This is a genomic window from Pelosinus fermentans JBW45, assembly GCF_000271665.2.
GTDB lineage: Bacteria > Bacillota > Negativicutes > DSM-13327 > DSM-13327 > Pelosinus > Pelosinus baikalensis.
Genome location: NZ_CP010978.1, coordinates 2,910,332 through 2,927,855, shown reverse-complemented (window position 1 = coordinate 2,927,855; position 17,524 = coordinate 2,910,332). Strand labels below are relative to the sequence as shown.

Annotated in this window: 17 protein-coding genes; 15 read left to right on the top strand and 2 right to left on the bottom strand. The window is 38.3% G+C overall.

Annotated elements, in window-relative coordinates; genetic code table 11:
- The first annotated feature begins 2 nt into the window (after positions 1-2).
- Positions 3-1,544 carry a citrate lyase subunit alpha gene (citF, locus tag JBW_RS12965; protein WP_045820618.1) on the top strand — a complete coding sequence of 514 codons (1,542 nt, stop codon included), beginning with the start codon at positions 3-5 and terminating at the stop codon, positions 1,542-1,544.
- Between the two features lie 262 nt (positions 1,545-1,806).
- Positions 1,807-2,460, top strand: a complete 654-nt coding sequence (locus JBW_RS12960) for a hypothetical protein (protein ID WP_007952437.1) — start codon at positions 1,807-1,809, stop codon at positions 2,458-2,460.
- A 13-nt stretch (positions 2,461-2,473) separates the two neighbouring features.
- Here JBW_RS12960 and JBW_RS12955 read toward each other — a convergent pair whose 3' ends face one another.
- Entirely contained in the window at positions 2,474-2,713 is a 240-nt protein-coding gene (locus JBW_RS12955; protein WP_007952438.1) for an Imm74 family immunity protein, read from the bottom strand.
- A 393-nt stretch (positions 2,714-3,106) separates the two neighbouring features.
- Here JBW_RS12955 and JBW_RS12950 point away from each other — a divergent pair, with 393 nt between their 5' ends.
- The 6 genes from JBW_RS12950 to JBW_RS12925 all read left to right on the top strand — a co-directional run bounded on the left by JBW_RS12950 (position 3,107) and on the right by JBW_RS12925 (position 12,549).
- The gene (locus tag JBW_RS12950; protein ID WP_007952439.1) at positions 3,107-5,260 is read left to right on the top strand and encodes a peptidase domain-containing ABC transporter; all 2,154 of its coding nucleotides are present in this window, start codon (positions 3,107-3,109) and stop codon (positions 5,258-5,260) included.
- On the top strand, positions 5,253-6,671 hold the full coding sequence (locus JBW_RS12945; RefSeq protein WP_007952440.1) for an HlyD family type I secretion periplasmic adaptor subunit: 1,419 nt from the start codon (positions 5,253-5,255) through the stop codon (positions 6,669-6,671). The genes JBW_RS12950 and JBW_RS12945 overlap by 8 nt, the downstream gene beginning before the upstream one ends.
- A 3-nt stretch (positions 6,672-6,674) precedes the next feature.
- Entirely contained in the window at positions 6,675-8,864 is a 2,190-nt protein-coding gene (locus tag JBW_RS12940; RefSeq protein ID WP_007952441.1) for a peptidase domain-containing ABC transporter, read from the top strand.
- A gap of 237 nt (positions 8,865-9,101) precedes the next feature.
- Positions 9,102-11,099, top strand: coding sequence for a transketolase (gene tkt, locus JBW_RS12935; protein ID WP_007952443.1), 1,998 nt, complete (start codon positions 9,102-9,104; stop codon positions 11,097-11,099).
- Between the two features lie 46 nt (positions 11,100-11,145).
- The gene (gene pfkA / locus JBW_RS12930; protein ID WP_007952445.1) at positions 11,146-12,105 is read left to right on the top strand and encodes a 6-phosphofructokinase; all 960 of its coding nucleotides are present in this window, start codon (positions 11,146-11,148) and stop codon (positions 12,103-12,105) included.
- 27 nt (positions 12,106-12,132) lie between these two features.
- Positions 12,133-12,549 carry a cupin domain-containing protein gene (locus JBW_RS12925; RefSeq protein WP_007952449.1) on the top strand — a complete coding sequence of 139 codons (417 nt, stop codon included), beginning with the start codon at positions 12,133-12,135 and terminating at the stop codon, positions 12,547-12,549.
- 177 nt (positions 12,550-12,726) lie between these two features.
- Here the strand turns inward: JBW_RS12925 and JBW_RS12920 are convergent, their stop codons facing one another.
- The gene (locus JBW_RS12920; RefSeq protein ID WP_007952451.1) at positions 12,727-13,002 is read right to left on the bottom strand and encodes a hypothetical protein; all 276 of its coding nucleotides are present in this window, start codon (positions 13,000-13,002) and stop codon (positions 12,727-12,729) included.
- 369 nt (positions 13,003-13,371) lie between these two features.
- On the opposite strand from JBW_RS12920, the gene JBW_RS12915 reads away from it, so the two are divergent.
- From JBW_RS12915 to JBW_RS12890, 7 genes are all read left to right on the top strand, one after another.
- Complete coding sequence (locus tag JBW_RS12915; RefSeq protein WP_007952452.1) at positions 13,372-13,941, top strand: hypothetical protein; 570 nt, start codon at positions 13,372-13,374, stop codon at positions 13,939-13,941.
- Positions 13,942-14,065: 124 nt separating this feature from the next.
- Positions 14,066-14,236 carry a hypothetical protein gene (locus tag JBW_RS25360; RefSeq protein WP_007952453.1) on the top strand — a complete coding sequence of 57 codons (171 nt, stop codon included), beginning with the start codon at positions 14,066-14,068 and terminating at the stop codon, positions 14,234-14,236.
- 263 nt (positions 14,237-14,499) lie between these two features.
- Positions 14,500-14,745 carry a hypothetical protein gene (locus JBW_RS12910; RefSeq protein ID WP_007952454.1) on the top strand — a complete coding sequence of 82 codons (246 nt, stop codon included), beginning with the start codon at positions 14,500-14,502 and terminating at the stop codon, positions 14,743-14,745.
- 159 nt (positions 14,746-14,904) lie between these two features.
- Entirely contained in the window at positions 14,905-15,534 is a 630-nt protein-coding gene (locus tag JBW_RS12905; RefSeq protein ID WP_007952455.1) for an HAD-IA family hydrolase, read from the top strand.
- 28 nt (positions 15,535-15,562) lie between these two features.
- Positions 15,563-15,877, top strand: a complete 315-nt coding sequence (locus JBW_RS12900; RefSeq protein ID WP_007952456.1) for a (deoxy)nucleoside triphosphate pyrophosphohydrolase — start codon at positions 15,563-15,565, stop codon at positions 15,875-15,877.
- A gap of 104 nt (positions 15,878-15,981) precedes the next feature.
- Positions 15,982-16,878 (top strand): GNAT family N-acetyltransferase, encoded by an 897-nt coding sequence (locus JBW_RS12895; protein WP_036680005.1) that lies wholly within the window; start codon positions 15,982-15,984, stop codon positions 16,876-16,878.
- A gap of 205 nt (positions 16,879-17,083) precedes the next feature.
- A complete protein-coding gene (locus JBW_RS12890) occupies positions 17,084-17,383 on the top strand; it encodes a zinc-ribbon domain containing protein (RefSeq protein WP_007952459.1) in 300 nt (99 codons plus the stop codon).
- Positions 17,384-17,524 lie beyond the last annotated feature (141 nt).

Here is a 17,524-nt window from a genome sequence, read left to right as displayed (position 1 = left end):
AAATGAAAAATTCCATCGGAAGAGAAATACCTGACTTTATACCTGGGCTAGGGAAGGTGACTGGCTTTGGCGGTGCCTTTGCCCGTAAACCTGTAGGACGGACTGTCGGAGCAGCTTTAAGTACATGCCTGCCGCGTGCGGATAAACGATTAGCTTCCATTGAAACTGCGATTGATGCAGTAGGACTTAAAGACGGAATGACCATTTCTTTTCATCACCATTTTCGCAATGGAGATCGAATCTTAAACCGTGTTGTTGAAGCCATTGCGAAAAAGGGGATTCGTGATATTACCCTTTCCCCGAGTTCACTTAACACGGTCAATGATGCACTTATTCCTTATATCGAGCAGGGTGTAATTACAGCAATTGAAACAAGCGGCGCCAGAGGGAAAATGGGACGGTTCTTAACAGAAGGCCATTTAAAAAAACCATTGCATATCCGTTCCCATGGCGGTCGGGCGCAGGCCATTGAAAGTGGAGCCATTCACATTGATGTGGCTTTCCTAGGTGCTCCGGCCTGCGATCGCTACGGCAACATTAACGGAATTCAAGGTCAGTCTGCTTGTGGTTCTCTAGGATATGCCATACAAGATGCAGCCTATGCCGATCAAGTTGTAGCCATTACCGATAATCTAATGCCTCATCCCCTGTTTCCCATCAGTATCCCTCAAACCCAGGTCGATTATATTGTTGTAGTTGACAGTATTGGTGACCCAGCAGGGATCGCTTCAGGCGCCCTTCGTTATACGAAAGACCCAAAAGAATTGCTCATTGCCAAATATGCTGCCGATGTGATGGACTATTCAGGTTACTTGCAGCAAGATTTTTCCATGCAGCTTGGCAGCGGCGGTGCTTCCATGGCTGTCGGTCGGTTTATCAAGACAAAGATGCTCGAAAGAGGAATAACCGGCAGCTTTGGAGTTGGCGGCATGACAGGTGTTTTTGCTGAAATGATGGAAGAAGGCTTATTCAAAATGATGTTTGATGTACAGAGTTTTGACATTCCCGCCATTGATTCCATCAAGAAAAACAGTAATCACTTAGAAATGTCAGCGTCTTATTATGCAAACCCTCATAATAGCGGAGCGATTGTCAATAATCTTGACGCAGTGATATTAAGTGCGACAGAAGTTGACGTTGATTTTAATGTCAATGTGATTACCGATTCAAACGGAGTGATTATGGGTGCTTCCGGCGGTCACTGCGACACGGCTGCTGGTGCTAAACTAACCATTGTGGTAGCGCCACTGCTCCGTGGTCGTTTGCCCATGGTTAAAGATGCCGTTCAGACGGTAGTAACGCCAGGAGAAACAGTGGATGCCATTGTTACGGAACGAGGAATTGCTATCAATCCGAAACGATTGGACATCATTGATAATGTAAAAAATTCTGGTCTTCCCATCATGTCCATACATGAACTTAAGGATATTGCCTACAAACTGTGTGGTAAACCAGAGGCGATTCAGCTTAGCGATGAGATTGTCGGAGTTGTAGAATATCGGGATGGAACCATTATTGATGTAATTAGACGACCAATATTCTAGGTGGAATTGTCTCAAATATAAAAGCAAGAGGAATAAGATTAAAAAATCAGCAACAAAAGACCGGATACTAGTCCAGTATCCGGTCTTTTGTGTAAATCTGAATATGATTCCAAAATTAAGTGAAACTCTATATTAAAAAAAATATGCAATTAAATTACATTTTTTTGTAAATTAATTGCAGGATTTTTATATTTAATGGTAAATATAACATAGATAGGAATTTTATTTTTAGAAAGAACTAAATGGATGGGGGTAATAATAAATGAGTCATGATAGTTCTGAAAAAAATTCTAATAGAAGTTTTGGAGCAGAAACTTCCAATAGCAGCTTTAGTGGCGGTTTTGGATTAGAGCTCTTAAATAATAGTTCTAATGGTGGCTTTGGAGTAGAGAATCCTAGCAGTGATTACAAGGCAGTCCTAGGAAGCGAAATTGCTATAGAATCAGTTGGGAGTATGTTAGATATTAATACTGATACTAAAGGGGGGATTGCAGGAGGTGCTGTCTATTTAGGAAATATGAATCGCTATTTTGTAAATGATTCAATAGAGGAAATCTGTGATACTCGTGAATTTGGCAATGTTCAAAGTTGGTTTCAACGTGGAAGTATAGTTGGATCGGTAGTGCAAGTTGTCACTGATTTATATAATAAATATGTATCACCAGAAATGAAAAGTGTAGAGAAAGTTATTACTGATATCGATAATAAGATCGTAACAAAAATTGAAGAAATTTCATCTGGGGGTTGGGATAGTCCCTACAGAAATATTCAGTTAGATGGTTGTATCAAAGGAGACATTGCAGAGTCTGATCAAAGCAATGTGTTTTACCGAAATGATGATCGTAATGAAATCCAAATCGATATCACTGCGGGGGAGGCTCTTAAGAAGAGTAAGAAGACGGATCTTGGTGATTAAGGATTAGAATGTACTAATTTGATTCTTTAGTGAAGATGATTTTAAAATCAGAATTCTGAGTTCCTTTCATTAGGCAGTTTATAAGTTCCGATTTTATATTCTCTTTAATTTTGATATCTTCATATGGCGGTTCCCAATACTTCATGGTATCGCTAAAAGCAATGAATCCGTCTGTAAGCATTTTTCCTTGAATGATTGTTTCTTTGTCAGCGATCTCTACTTTAAGATACGATGCTGTTGCTGTTATTTTCATGTTGTCACCTCTTCAATTGATTTATTTTATATTTGCCAGATTATTGTATGATTCTTAGATTCTTCCAATTATGGTGTTCTATTGTTATAATATAAGAAAAATATGACAAATTTATGACAAGCTTATGATTAGCGAACATTCGTTACTGAGCATCATAGTGTCTTTAAAATAGATTGCTGCCTTTCAGTAATGTGCTGGGAGTAGCAATTTTTTGTTATAGAAAATAAAATGTTACTTTAGTCCTCTTGTTGCTTGAAAGCCTTGCCAGGATACTCAATATGTGACAAAATCTATACATATGTGTAACGTATTTTAATAAAACGCCCAAAATAAGTGAGAATGTGAATAAAAGTTGGAAAGAAGATATGTTTTGATTCCGGAGAAAGGAGTACTATGGAAGAAAAAATAATTATGGAAAAAGAAACCTTAGCGTATATGAACACCGGGAAAATTTGTTTAGCAGTGGTAGCAAAAGGCTTTGGAATGCCAATTGACGAAGAAAAACTGACAAACGAATATGGGATTGGCGATGATCTCTTTGAACCAAAGGACTTAATAAAAGCTGCAAGAAAGATAAATCTGAAAGCAAAAGTAGTAAAATCAGGGAAAAGAGGACTATCGGCCATTCCGGTTCCTGCAATTGCGATTATGAACAACGGAGATTATATAGTGATTGGGGAACATAATGCAAAGAAAATAGCACTGTTTTCTCCAAGGCATGGACATTCCATCGTAATGTCCTTAGAAGAATTTCTTCTTAGTTGGACGGGTCAAGCTATTATATGTAAGCGCTCCTTTAATTTAAAGGACATCAGTAGACAATTTAATTTAATTTGGTTTATACCTGTTGTAGTCCGATATAAGCGTTACTTCATAGAAATTTTGGGAGCCGCATTCTTTTTTCAATTATTTGGACTAGTAGTGCCTTTATGCACACAGGTAATCATTGACAAAGTAATTGTTAATCATGGAACAGTCACTTTAAATATACTCGTCGTGGGGATGGTGTTTGTAGTCCTATTCCAGACCGTAATGAACCTGATAAGGACATATTTATTTACCCATACCACAAATAAAATTGATGTAATCTTAGGTACTAGAATGTTCCGGCTTTTGATGCATCTACCTATACAATTCTTTGAAAAAAGGCGAGTGGGGGATACTCTGATGAGAGTATCTGCTTTAAATAATATTCGCGAATTTTTAACTGGTACCGCCATGACGGTGCTGATTGACTTGGGTTTTTCCGTAGTATTCTTTGCTGTAATGTTTTATTATAGTGCACCTTTGACCTTAATCGCTATTGCAGCCATACCCATTCAATTGGCAATCAATATAGTAGGAACGCCAATGTATCAAAAAAGACTGCAAGATTCTTGGAATGCCAGTGCAGAAAACAATGCGTTTGTTGTTGAAGCGATAACGGGCATTCATACTGTAAAGTCTCTGGCAGTGGAGCCGCAATTCAATTTTAAATGGGAAAGATTATTAGCCAAAAGCGTTAGTACCAATTTGGATAAAGCACAGTTCAGCGTTGTATTAAATAATGGAGGAAGCCTTACACAAAAACTAGTTGCCTACTTACTGATCTGGTTTGGCGGATTTATGGTAATTGATGGAGCAGTAACAATTGGCCAGTTTATTGCTTTCCAAATGATGGCGAATCAGGCTGGTGCACCTTTATTGCGCTTAGTAGGAATGTGGCAATCCTTTCAGCAGACAAAGCTCGCTGTTACAAGAATCGGAGATATATTAAATGCAGTACCAGAACCAACCTGTTTACCCGATGCAATTCGATTATCAGAGATCAAAGGCGAAATTAAACTTGAAAATATAACCTTTAGGTACTACATTGAGAATGATGAAGTGCTGCGAAAAATCAATCTACACATAAAACCAGGCATGAAGATAGGTATCGTAGGACGATCGGGTTCCGGGAAAAGTACCTTAACCAAAATCATTCAACGATTATATATTCCGGAAGCAGGTCGGGTTTTGATTGATGATGTGGATATAGCCCAAGCTGATCCAGCTTGGTTAAGACAGCAGATTGGTGTAGTGCTGCAAGATAACTATCTGTTCAATGGCAGTGTACGGGACAATATAGCTCTTGCCCGTCAAGGTGCAAGTATGGAAGAGATCACTCAGATCGCTAAGCTTGCAGGTGCTCACGAGTTTATTCTCGAACTTCCCGAAGGATATGATACGATTGTCGGAGAACGGGGTGCTGCATTATCTGGTGGTCAGCGCCAGCGAATTGCAATTGCCCGAGCATTAATTTCCAATCCTAAGATTGTAATATTTGATGAAGCTACCAGTGCGTTAGATTATCATTCAGAGCGGATCATCATGGGAAATCTTGTACAGATCGCAGCTGGACGTACGATGATCATCGTTGCCCACCGTCTGGCAAATGTCAAAGAGTGTGACGCAATCATTGTCATGGAGCGAGGTCAAATTATAGAAGAAGGGACACATGACAAACTTATAAAGAACAGAGGCGCGTATTATAATCTCTATCAACAGCAAGGAGACAGCCATGTTTAATAAAATGTATGGATATATAAAGAAGAATGAAGAATTAAAGATTCTTCCAGAAAAGATAAAGGAATTTTATGAAAGAGTAAAAATTAAGAACATCGAAAAGTTTCAAAGTAAAGAAGCTGAATTTTTACCTGCAGCTTTGGAAATCGTTGAATCGCCGCCATCCTATGGCAGTAGAACTGTATTATGGACTTTTTTCATCTTAGCAGTTATTGGATTGCTGTGGGTGACATTTGGCAGTGTAAACGAAGTTGCTATAGCGCCAGGAAAAATTATTCCTAATGGCTATGTTAGAGTACTTCAAGCCGAAGATAAGGGGATCATTAAAAAGATTTATGTTGTAGATGGACAAAAAGTACAAAAAGGAGATTTGTTATTAGAATTAGATACTACATATTCTGCAGATGATTTAGCTAAAGTGAAAAGGGAAGCCATTTATGCCAATCTTGAAGTAGAGCGCTTGACCGCCGAAAAAGCAAATCGATCCTTTCTGCCCCATGCAATACCCGAAGCAGATGAAAAAGATATACAAACGCAAATCAATCTCTATAACAGTCGTAATTTTGCATATCAAACAAGAATCGAAGAGGCTCGGCATACGATGCAGCAATATCAGCAAAATTTGCGAAGTGCTCAAGTGGAGAAGAATAAACTAACAAAGTTGCATCAGCTTGCTAAAGAAAAAGAGAGTAAACTAGAACAATTAGTAAATGAAAATGCGATATCAAAATTTACCTTGATAGACCAGGAAAGTAAACGAGAAGAAGTGGAGCAGAATTTGGCAGAACAAGAATCGATAATCATGGCACAAGAATCCTTATTATCGAAAAGCCAGGCATCTTTAGCGCGGGTTGTAGCAGAAAAAAATGTGGATGTTGATACAAAGCTGGTTGAGGCAAGACAAAAACTTTTCTATTGCAATGAAGCAGTGAAAAAGGCAGAAGAAAAGAATCGTTTAGCAACCATTGTGGCGCCAGATGACGGATACATAAGCAATTTAGCAGTGCATACAATTGGAGGCATTGTGACGCCTGCGCAAGTACTGCTGGAGGTAGTGCCTGATAAAGTCAGCTTAGAAGTTGAGGCCTGGGTGGCAAATAAAGATATTGGATTCATACAGAAGGGACAGTCTGCCGAGGTTAAGATAGAATCCTTTAATTTTCAAAAATATGGCACGGTGCCTGCTGTTGTCCTTACGATTAGCCCGAATGCAGTAGAAGACCGGGAAAAGGGCAATGTATATCGAGTAATTTTGCAAATGGATAGAGACTATGTGGTTGTGAACAACCAAGAAACGCGTTTCAATAGTGGCATGGTGGTCAATGCTGAAATTAAAACGCGGCAAAAGCAAATCTATGAATTTTTCTTAGAACCCTTTAAAAAATACCAAAGCGAATCTTTGAGAGAGAGATAAGATATGGCTAAACAAAAAATGCAAGAAGAAGTGAAGCTGCAAGAAAACATTTTTGTTGATTCAGCATTAAAATGCTTACTAATGATAGCTCAAATGATTGGCATTGCAGCTGATGAAAAACAAATACGTCGTGCTCACATCATAGGCAATGAGGGGATGGATTTAACAACTCTCATCCGAACAGCGAAAGAAATGGGGCTAAAAGCTCATTTTACGGATTACAGTAATAAAAAAGGTAAAGCATCATTCCCATTGCCTGCAATCGGAATCTTAAAAAATGGCTGTTACATAATTATACTGAATCGAGATCATGAAAACACAATTGTCTTTGACCCTTACAAGAACCATCCAGTAAGTATCGCTGAAAGTGTTTTCTTAGAACAATGGAGTGGCAAAATCATTCTGATTGCGAAGCAGCCTAGCTATATCGAAAAAGAAGAGCCCAAATTTGGATTAGCATGGTTTCTCCCGATCATTATGCAGTACAAAAAAGCCTTTGGTAAAATACTGCTGCTTTCATTAGTGTTACAGATGTTCGGACTTGTGAGCCCTTTATTTATCCAAGTAATCATTAATAAGGTTTTAGTACATCACGGTCTTAGTACCCTCAATATATTCATTGTAGGAATGATAATCCTTTGTATCTTTGAAGCATGGATTAATGGTTTAAGAAGTTGTATGTTTAATCATCACGTAAGTAAAATTGATGTTACGCTTAGTGCGAGAATCTTTCATCATGTTATGGCATTGCCAATACGGTTTTTCGAAAAATATAAAGTTGGTGAGATTGTATCTCGGATTCGAGAGTTAGATACGATACGGGGGTTTATTGTCGGCTCTGCTTTCACTGCGGTTCTCGACAGTGCGTTTTCAGTAATCTATCTTGCCATCATGTTTACGTATAGTGGTTATCTCACCGGAATTACATTAGTAGCTTTGGGGCTTTATATCATCCTTAATTTAATATTGACCCCTTTGTTTCGAAGAAAATTGAAAGAGAAATTTAAGCTTGAGACTGCAAACCAAACCTTTATGATAGAAGCCATTACAGGCATTCAAACCGTAAAATCCTTGGCAGTAGAAAAATATTTTATCCAAAAGTGGGATGAAATGTTATCAAGATATATTAAATCGGTTTTTGTCACTGCGAATATAAACAATATCGGTCATAACACAGCAGCGTTGATTCAGCAACTTTGCATGATTGGTATACTGTGGGTTGGCATCAATCAAGTCATGGAGAATCGACTAACGGTTGGAGAATTGATTGCTTTTCAAATGTATTCCAGTTTTGTAGTTTCTCCGGTGCTGCGATTAGTTGATCTTTGGCAGAATTTCCAACAGACAAGAGTATCGATCAATCAACTTGATGATATTATGAGTGAAAAATCAGAACCTGTTTTTGATCCAAACCGAACCACCCTATCAACGATTCGTGGAGAAATTGTATTAGATCGAGTCACATTCCGGTATCGGGAAGATACAAATGAGATACTTAGCCAAATCAACCTGAAAATAGAGGCTGGTGTTAGCATTGGTATTGTTGGCAGATCGGGTTCAGGTAAAAGTACCTTGACCAAAATCATTCAAAGACTGTATGTACCAGAAACAGGCAGAATACTAATTGATGGTGTGGATATGGCTCAAGTCGAACCCGCTTGGCTGAGACGACAGGTAGGGGTAGTGCTGCAAGAAACCTACCTGTTCAATGGGAGTATTAAAGATAACATTGCATTAGCTAAACTGGATGCTAGTATGGAAGAAATACAAAGGGTCGCACAGATTGCGGGAGTAGATGAATTTGCCAATGAAATGCCCAATGGTTATAACACGATTGTAGGTGAACGAGGTGCTACCTTATCAGGAGGGCAAAAACAACGCATCGCCATTGCCCGGGCATTGCTTACAGATCCTAGAATTCTTATTTTTGATGAGGCCACCAGTGCACTAGACAATGAATCAGAAAATATTATAAAAGCGAATCTCGGACAAATGGCAGCAGGACGAACATTAATCATGATCGCTCATCGACTGACGACAATACGTGACTGTGATACCATTATCGTAATGGAGCAGGGAAAGATCGTTGAACAAGGATCGCATCATGAATTGCTGGCCCAAAAAGGCAGTTATTATGAATTGTATAAGCTGCAGGAAATTGAGAGCAAAAATCACCCGACAGGTGGTCATTAACTCAACATAGTATGGCTCGATTGCCAGTGCTAAAGAATCTGATGTTAAAGGCTATGTTCCTTACGGTTTGGTATCGAATAAGATTTATAAGCTTCGCAAAGAACAAGATGCGATGTATAATAAGTAGAATATTTATCGATTAAGAGTTACAATAAAAGCTGATATGAAAATTCATATCAGCTTTTATTGTAAAACTAGTAGTTACTAAAAAAACGGTATGTAAAAGGAGAGAAACAAATGGGTAAAATTGATGAGATGTCAGTAAATGCAATTCGAATTCTAGCGGCAGATTCGGTACAAAAAGCGAATTCCGGTCATCCTGGACTGCCCCTTGGCTGCGCAGCCATGGCGTATGAATTATGGGCAAATCACATGAAACACAATCCTAAAAATCCGAAATGGGTAAATCGAGACCGCTTTGTTTTATCAGCCGGTCATGGATCTACATTACTCTATTCACTATTACATTTATTTGGCTATGGTAATTTGTCAATTGAAGACCTCGCGCAATTTAGACAAGAGGATTCGCTAACTCCAGGTCATCCAGAATATGGTCATACCATAGGAGTGGAAGCTACAACCGGGCCACTTGGCGCTGGTATGGGTATGTCCGTAGGTATGGCAATGGCAGAAGCCCATCTTTCTTCCATCTTTAATAAAGAGGGATTTCCTATTGTAGATCATTATACCTATGTACTAGGCGGTGATGGATGCATGATGGAAGGAATCACCTCAGAAGTACTTTCACTGGCAGGAACCTTAGGTCTAAGTAAGCTGATTGTATTTTACGATAGCAACAACATTACCATAGAAGGAAGCACGGACATTGCTTTCACAGAAGATGTAGAAAAAAGGATGCAGGCATTTGGTTTCCAGACCATCGTAGTAGAGGATGGAAATGATCTTGAGGGAATTGGAAAGGCAATTCAAGCGGCTAAGGGTGAAACCAATAAACCCTCATTTATCATAGTAAAAACACAAATTGGCTATGGCTGCCCGGCAAAGCAATGCCAAGCAAGTGCACATGGCGAACCCTTAGGTGTAGAAAATGTTGCAGCTTTGAAAGAAAATCTCGGATGGGAAAAACAAGATGCGTTTTATGTCCCTGATGCTGTTTACCATCATTACAAAAAGATTGCAGAAAAAAAGGCAGAGGACGAAACAACTTGGAATGGGCTGTTTTTGGCCTATTGTGAAAAATACCCTGAGATGAAAACTCTTTGGCAGCAATATTTCGATAATAATGCATTAACAGATCTTCTAAATAAAGAAGAGTTTTGGGCTTACGCTGACAAAGCAGATGCAACACGAAACTTGTCTGGAATTATGATCAATCGCATTAAAGATATATTACCAAACTTTATTGGCGGCAGTGCCGATCTTGCACCTTCCAATAAAACAAATATGAAAGATGCCGGAGATTTTTCAAAATCAAATTACAGTGGCAGAAATATTCACTATGGTGTAAGAGAGATTGGAATGGCAGCGATTGGTAATGGTCTTGCTTTACATGGGGGACTGAAAACTTTTGTTGGGACTTTCTTTGTATTTAGTGACTATGTAAAACCAATGGCAAGATTGGCATCGCTGATGGAATTGCCTGTTACATATGTTTTGACTCACGACAGCATCGGTGTTGGTGAAGATGGTCCCACCCATGAACCAATCGAACAATTAGCTATGCTGAGAGCAATGCCAAATTTCACCGTGTTCAGACCAGCAGATGCAACCGAAACATGTGCTGCATGGTACTATGCCATTACATCGGCAAAAACGCCGACTGCTTTGGTTTTATCAAGACAAAATCTGCCACAATTAAAAGGGGCAAGCAAAGAAGCATTAAAAGGTGGATACGTCCTGGCCGATTCCAATAAAGCAGTGCCAGATGGAATTATTATAGCAAGCGGATCAGAAGTGGAATTGGCAGTGAATGCCAAAGTAGAATTAGCTAAAGAAAATATTGACGTAAGAGTTGTAAGTATGCCCTCTATAGATGTTTTTGAGGAGCAGTCAGACGAATATAAAGAAAGTGTGCTGCCCAAAGCCGTGAGAGGGAGAGTCGCAGTAGAAGCAGCCAGCGATTTTGGTTGGGGCAAGTATGTTGGACTTGATGGTGCATATGTAACCATGAAAGGTTTTGGGGCATCAGCGCCAGCGAAAACATTATTTAATAAATTTGGTTTCACCACAGAAAATGTTGTTGCAGTAACCAAGAAGGTATTGAAAGGCAACTAGCGTAGAAGAAATAGGAACGGTAGTGTTAAAAAAGGAGATCGAATTCATGAAGAAGATAGGAGTGTTAACCAGCGGCGGGGATGCCCCAGGCATGAATGCAGCCATTCGAGCCATAGTAAGAACAGGCATTTATCATGATCTCAAAGTTGTTGGAATCCAAAGAGGTTATACGGGTCTCTTACATGGTGAAATAAAAGAAATGCATATAGCATCGGTTGGCGATATCATTCACCGAGGCGGAACGATTCTTAAAACTTCCAGATGTGAAGAAATGAAAACAGAAGCTGGCATCAATAAGGCAATTGGAATATTAGAGAAAAATGAAATTGACGGCCTCATCGTAATCGGTGGAGATGGTTCTTTTCAGGGAATTAATAAACTTGGTCGTGGCAATATCAAAGTGATGGGACTTCCCGGTACCATTGATAACGATTTAGCGTACACCGATTATACAATTGGTTTTGATACAGCAGTCAATACGGTGCTCGATTCCATCAGCAAAATAAGAGATACATCCATGTCTCATGAGAAAGTAACCATTATTGAAGTGATGGGAAGGCACTGCGGGGATATCGCTCTTTACGCAGGTCTGGCTGGAGGGGCGGAAAGTATCTTAGTTCCAGAAGAACAATATGAAGTGAAGAAAATTTGTGAGAAAATGCTGCAAGGCAGGAAGCGCGGGAAAGCTCATAATATTATTATGTTGGCTGAAGGCAGAGGATCTGCTGCCCAGTTACAAAAAGAAATATTGAATAATGCTGGTATTGAATCAAGAGTTACGGTGCTTGGATATCTTCAGCGAGGCGGAGTGCCCACCGCTGTTGATCGAATATTAGCAAGCAAAATGGGAGCTATGGCTGTTAATCTATTGATTGAGGGGAAATCCAATCGTGCTATTGGCATAAAAGACAATCACTTGATTAACATAGATATTATGGAAGCGCTTACGAAAAGAAAAGTATTTGATCAAGAAATGTACAATTTATCTCAAATATTGTCAATCTAGCAGGACGGCAAGAGTAAGGTGAGAAGGATGAAAAGAATCCAAGTAATAAGTGGCGAAAATATCCAATTAGCACTAGGCAGCTCAAAGCGACAATATCTAGTGGGTGAATTAGCCTTGCCTCAAGAACTGGAATATTTACGAGATCCTCATGTAGAAGCCGGCATTACAGAATATACAGAGTATACGATTGAAAAACCGCACTATCATACAACAACAACCGAGTATATCTATGTATTAGCAGGGGAAAGCAAGTATATCAACGTAAAGACGCGAGAAGAAACCTTCGTTAAACAAGGAGATTTTTATTTAATTCATCAAGGAATTACCTATGCACAAAAGTCAAAAGCGGGGCTTAAATTATTGTTTTTCAAATATCCTTCGGGTAATGATAAAGTTACCGTTGAGGATAACGGAAGCTTAGATGAGTGGTATAGCAGCTTTTAAAAAATAATACTACCATTTGCAATAAAAACCGAACGACCTGCAAGTTCTCTGTTGAGTTCTTGCAGGTCGTTAGGTTCTTTTGCGTAATTTCAAGTATTCCTAACTAAGAGGTTTTTTCAATCTTCCTTAAGTCGGTTCATTCTAAATTTTGCAGGTTTTTGTGCTAATAGTAAAGTGCTATTTTTCGTAGTTTTCGATTAAACGTGAAATATATGACATGCAAGTGGTGCTACTTTGAGTAGGAGGTGCTAAGTATTCCTGCTGCTGTAATGCGCGTAAACCTTGAGCACTAATTTCAACAACATCTGCTTTTTGTCGTGTAATTTTTGAGCCGAAATTACGTTTATTGTATTTGCTGCTCTTTTGTATGTCAGTCATTTGATTTTGCTGCGATATTTGAAGATAGGCAGCACCCATTTTTCGTATGGGAGATACTTTAATGATTGGTTGCATTTATGATAAACTCCTTTCTTTTGGAATTTACTTGAAATACTATCTTTAGAATAGTATATAAATGTGACAAAATAATGACGATTGGCAACCAATTCCAAATGCGGTAAATTCTGATCTAGCGGTTTTAAAACCTCAGTTCCTTTTTTTGCGTGCAAGAAAAGGTTAGGATCGACTGGCAATCGCAAACACAAGGGAATATAAAATACAGTAAGGTAGAAGCGACAGTTTGTTGCCTCAACCTTTAATTTATAATAGGCGATCATAAGAAATGCTTCGATTTACATAGCAGGAATTGATTCCCTTTTGTTGAATTTTATAGAAAAAGAATAAAAAGGGATTATGAACTCTACGATGCGAGGAGATGTCATCATGATAAAAAAATGTTTGTTATGTATTACTTTTTTACTTGTCACCTTTTTTTCAATAAACTGCGTATCAAGTCAGCAGGCCCCATATCAAATTACTTCCCAGCCGCTCATTGCTAAAGATGGGACAGCCATTGCAGCTGAGGAAAGAGAAATGATTCGGGCATTGGTACCTTTTTTTACAGCTATAACGAATAAAGATGCTAAGACGATAAAAGAGATCAACCCAGGTTTACGACATCTGTCCGATGAGCAATTACTAGCTAATTTTGCCTCAGTGAAGAGCTATACGCTGCAAGGATTTGAAAATGTGTCTTATGATGGTGAAAAACTGAGAGCGGTAGTATTGTATTCTGCGGAATTTATAAAGCCTGGGACGATAGGAACCAACATTGCTCCTTATCAATCCAATATCGGATTAGAACGGGAAGGGGAAACTTGGGTTATAAGTGAATGGAGGCAAATTAAGGGAGATAGTAATGATATGAAATATTTTATTGACATCCTTTCTCGATCTGACAAGGCAGAAAAACGTTATGGCGTAAAAGACCTATCCAAGTGGGATGGATTATAATTAAGAAATTATAAAATTAGATATACGATTTCCTGAAAATGCAGTGCATAAGAATTTCGCCACAGGTCAATAACTAATCATGCGGTAAACTGGTAGCATAAGCACAGCAAGGGAGGTTTGAAGCATGAGAGAAAAATTGATTTCTGGCATGTTTTCCACTGTGTCCGAAGCTGAATTAATGATGTTATTGGCTGCTGAGTCAGAGGCTGAGGATGCGCCAGCTGAGCAGCAGGAAATCAATAGCCAAAACGAAGTTGCAAATGTGGAAATGGACAATCATACAACTAGTAGCTGACCTTTTGCCCCCGGAGCTCTGTTTGCAGGATGGCTGTCTTTCACCGCAATTGTAGCGTTGACTTTCTAGCATGTTGCGCCAGTTAACCGCAAAGAAAGAGAGAGCGTTCCTAGTCATTTTGACAGGGACGTTCTCTCTGTTTTATAGGTCGGCTATAACTCGCTCTACTATAGGCGTTGTAGTTTTTGGCTAAATAATATAAAACAAGGAAAAGCAGTGAAAGAAGGTGAAATAGAAAATAAAACTGGCATCGGAGGGGCGGCATGAAAGTATTTGTATGGCGGCATAATCGAAAATTTCATAGTTGGAGTATGATCAACGAACCTAATGTGCATCAAGACTTCTATACGGATGCAATTGCGGTTGTAGTGGCAGAAACCATGGATGAGGCATTGACTGAACTTGCCAAAGAACAAGGATGGGTACCAGAAGAATTAAAACGAATTGAACCGCAGGTATATGAGTTAGAAAAGCCAAAAGTGCTTCTGCAAATGGTATGTGGCAGTTGATGAACGACTTTAGATCGATGCTAGACGATATGGCATTAGGGGTAAGGATCACAAATGTTTAGGAATCTGAAGATTAAATCATTAGTATCTTCTCTTTTGATTTGATATAGTAGTGAATATGAATTAGGCAACCAATTTAAAAGGAGGATACGTATTGTGATGGTAAGGTACGTACTATTTGACTTTGATGGTACTTTGGTAGATTCACTGAATATCGTTATCGAAGTGTATAACCAGCTTGCAAGCAAGTATGAAGCAAAGAAAATAGAGCAAAAGGATATTGCACATATAAAAAGACTATCTATTACGGAAAGGTCTAAATTTCTTGATTTTAAATTATATAAATTTCCACTTCTAGCGTTGGACATTTACAAACTATATAAATACTCCATAAAGGATCTTATTTTGTTTGATGGAATTAAGGAATTATTGGAAGAATTAAATGCCTGTGGCTTTCAGCTAGCAATTGTCTCAACAAATTCGGAGCAGAATATAAGAGAATGTCTTAAGCATAATCAGATTGACTTTATTAATGAAATTATTTGTTCTAACAATATGTTTGGAAAGAATGAAGATATTAAAAGATTTTTAAAAACGCACAAACTGAAAGATTCCGAAGCGATTTATGTTGGAGACGAAGTTAGAGACATTATTGCGGGCAAAAAAAGTGGTGTTAAGGTGATTTGGGTAAGTTGGGGATACGATCAGATTGATAATGCGAAGAACGAACATCCAAACTATATAGTTCATAAACCCCATGAAATTTTAAGTATTTCGCAGTCGATTTAGGAGCCTAAGTACGCATAGGAGTATAAATATGAGAACTGTAACTGCTGCATTGTTAATAAAAGACGGATTGTGTTTAATAGCAAAGCGAGGTGCCCCAGATCCTTTGGCAAATCTTTGGGAATTTCCTGGAGGGAAAATCGAAGAAGGCGAAACTCCTGAGGAGTGCTTACAGCGTGAAATGCAGGAAGAATTTCAAATTGATGTAGAAGTTGGTACTTTCTTTGCCGAGAGTATCTACGAATATGAACGGGGAACGATTCAGTTGTTAGCTTATTGGGTAAATTGGAATGGTCATTCGTTACATCCAACCGTACATGATGAAATTACCTGGGTTGATAAATAAACCATATTGAATTATAAATTTGCCCCAGCCGATATTCCAATTGTAGAGAAATGGAGAGAACTCTTTCCTTGATAGCACTGGAAAGAATTTTATTTTTGAGGTGAATGATGAAATACACAATCAATGAGAAAAATTATACTTATGCTTCAGATTATAAAGATAATGATGTATTAAGGGGTGGTTTTAATCGATTGACAAAACAAACATATGGATTTGATTTTGAGCAATGGTATCAAGATGGTTATTGGGGAAACAGTTATATTCCCCATTCTGTTTTAGATGGTGAAATGCTCGTCGCCAATGTTTCAATTAGCATAATCAATTTTAGTGTGTTAGAAAAAAATAAGCGATATATTCAAATCGGTACGGTAATGACTGATCAAAGATATAGAAATCAAGGCTTAAGCCGTTTTTTAATGGAAAAAATCATTGACCAATGGGAAGAAAATTGTGATTTGATCTATTTGTTCGCAAATGACAGCGTTATTGATTTTTACCCAAAGTTCGGATTCAGTCCGATAAATGAATATCAGTATTATAAACAAGCAACTTATATAAAGCATTCTTTCAATGTAATTCCATTAGATATGTCTGTAGATAAAAATAGACAATTGGTTTTTGCAAAAGCTCTGCAAGCGGCTTCCCTTTCAAAGATAGCAATGCAAAGCAATGCCTCCCTGATTATGTTTTATCTAACTTCTTTTATGAAGAATCATGTATATTACATTGAAGAGATAGACACTGTTGCTGTGGCGGAGTATGATGAAAATATTCTATGTATACATGATGTTTTTGGAAGACAAGATGTTCTTGAAGAGGTAGTGAATATAATGTTGACAGAAAATGTTCAAAAGGTTATTTTAGGATTTTCTCCTTGCAATGATACTTCGTATAACATTGAATTACTGAAAGAAGAAGATACAACGCTTTTTGTCAAGGGAAATGATATGAAAATATTCAGTGATAATAAGATACGGTTTCCCATTTTGTCTCATGCGTAAAAAGTATTTCTCTTTTAGCTCAGGCTTGACATGAAAAAAAATTAGTACTACACTGTAAATAATAACATTCTTATTCCAGAAATGTTGTTATTTACAAGGGAAGCAATGAGTAATTAGATTTCGATTATAATCTTTATATCAATCATTATGGTCCTTATTACATAGTAGCTCGTTGCTTTCTTATATGTTCGAGGAGGCTAATAATATGAATCAAGACAAAACATTAACATGCAAGGATTGTGGTGTTCAATTTGTTTTTTCAGCATCAGAACAAGATTTCTTTGCCGAAAAAGGGTTTACTAACGAACCTGGACGCTGCCCTGAATGCAGAGCTGCCCGCAAACAAGCCCATAATAGCGGCGGTCGAGGTAATAACTATCAACAACGTGAAATGCATGAGGCTATTTGTGCAGAGTGCGGTATAACCACTCAAGTACCTTTTCGCCCAAGCGGAGATCGTCCAGTGTACTGCAGAGACTGTTTTAGCAAAATCAACCATCGATAACGAAGTAACCGATCTTTGATTTAACTGTCTACCTCATGGTAGGCAGTTTTTTTAGCTGATGAAAAATATAGCAAATGGAGCAAACAGACGGTTTGATATGCAATCCAAAAAAACTACTCACCATATAATGTGAGTAGTTTT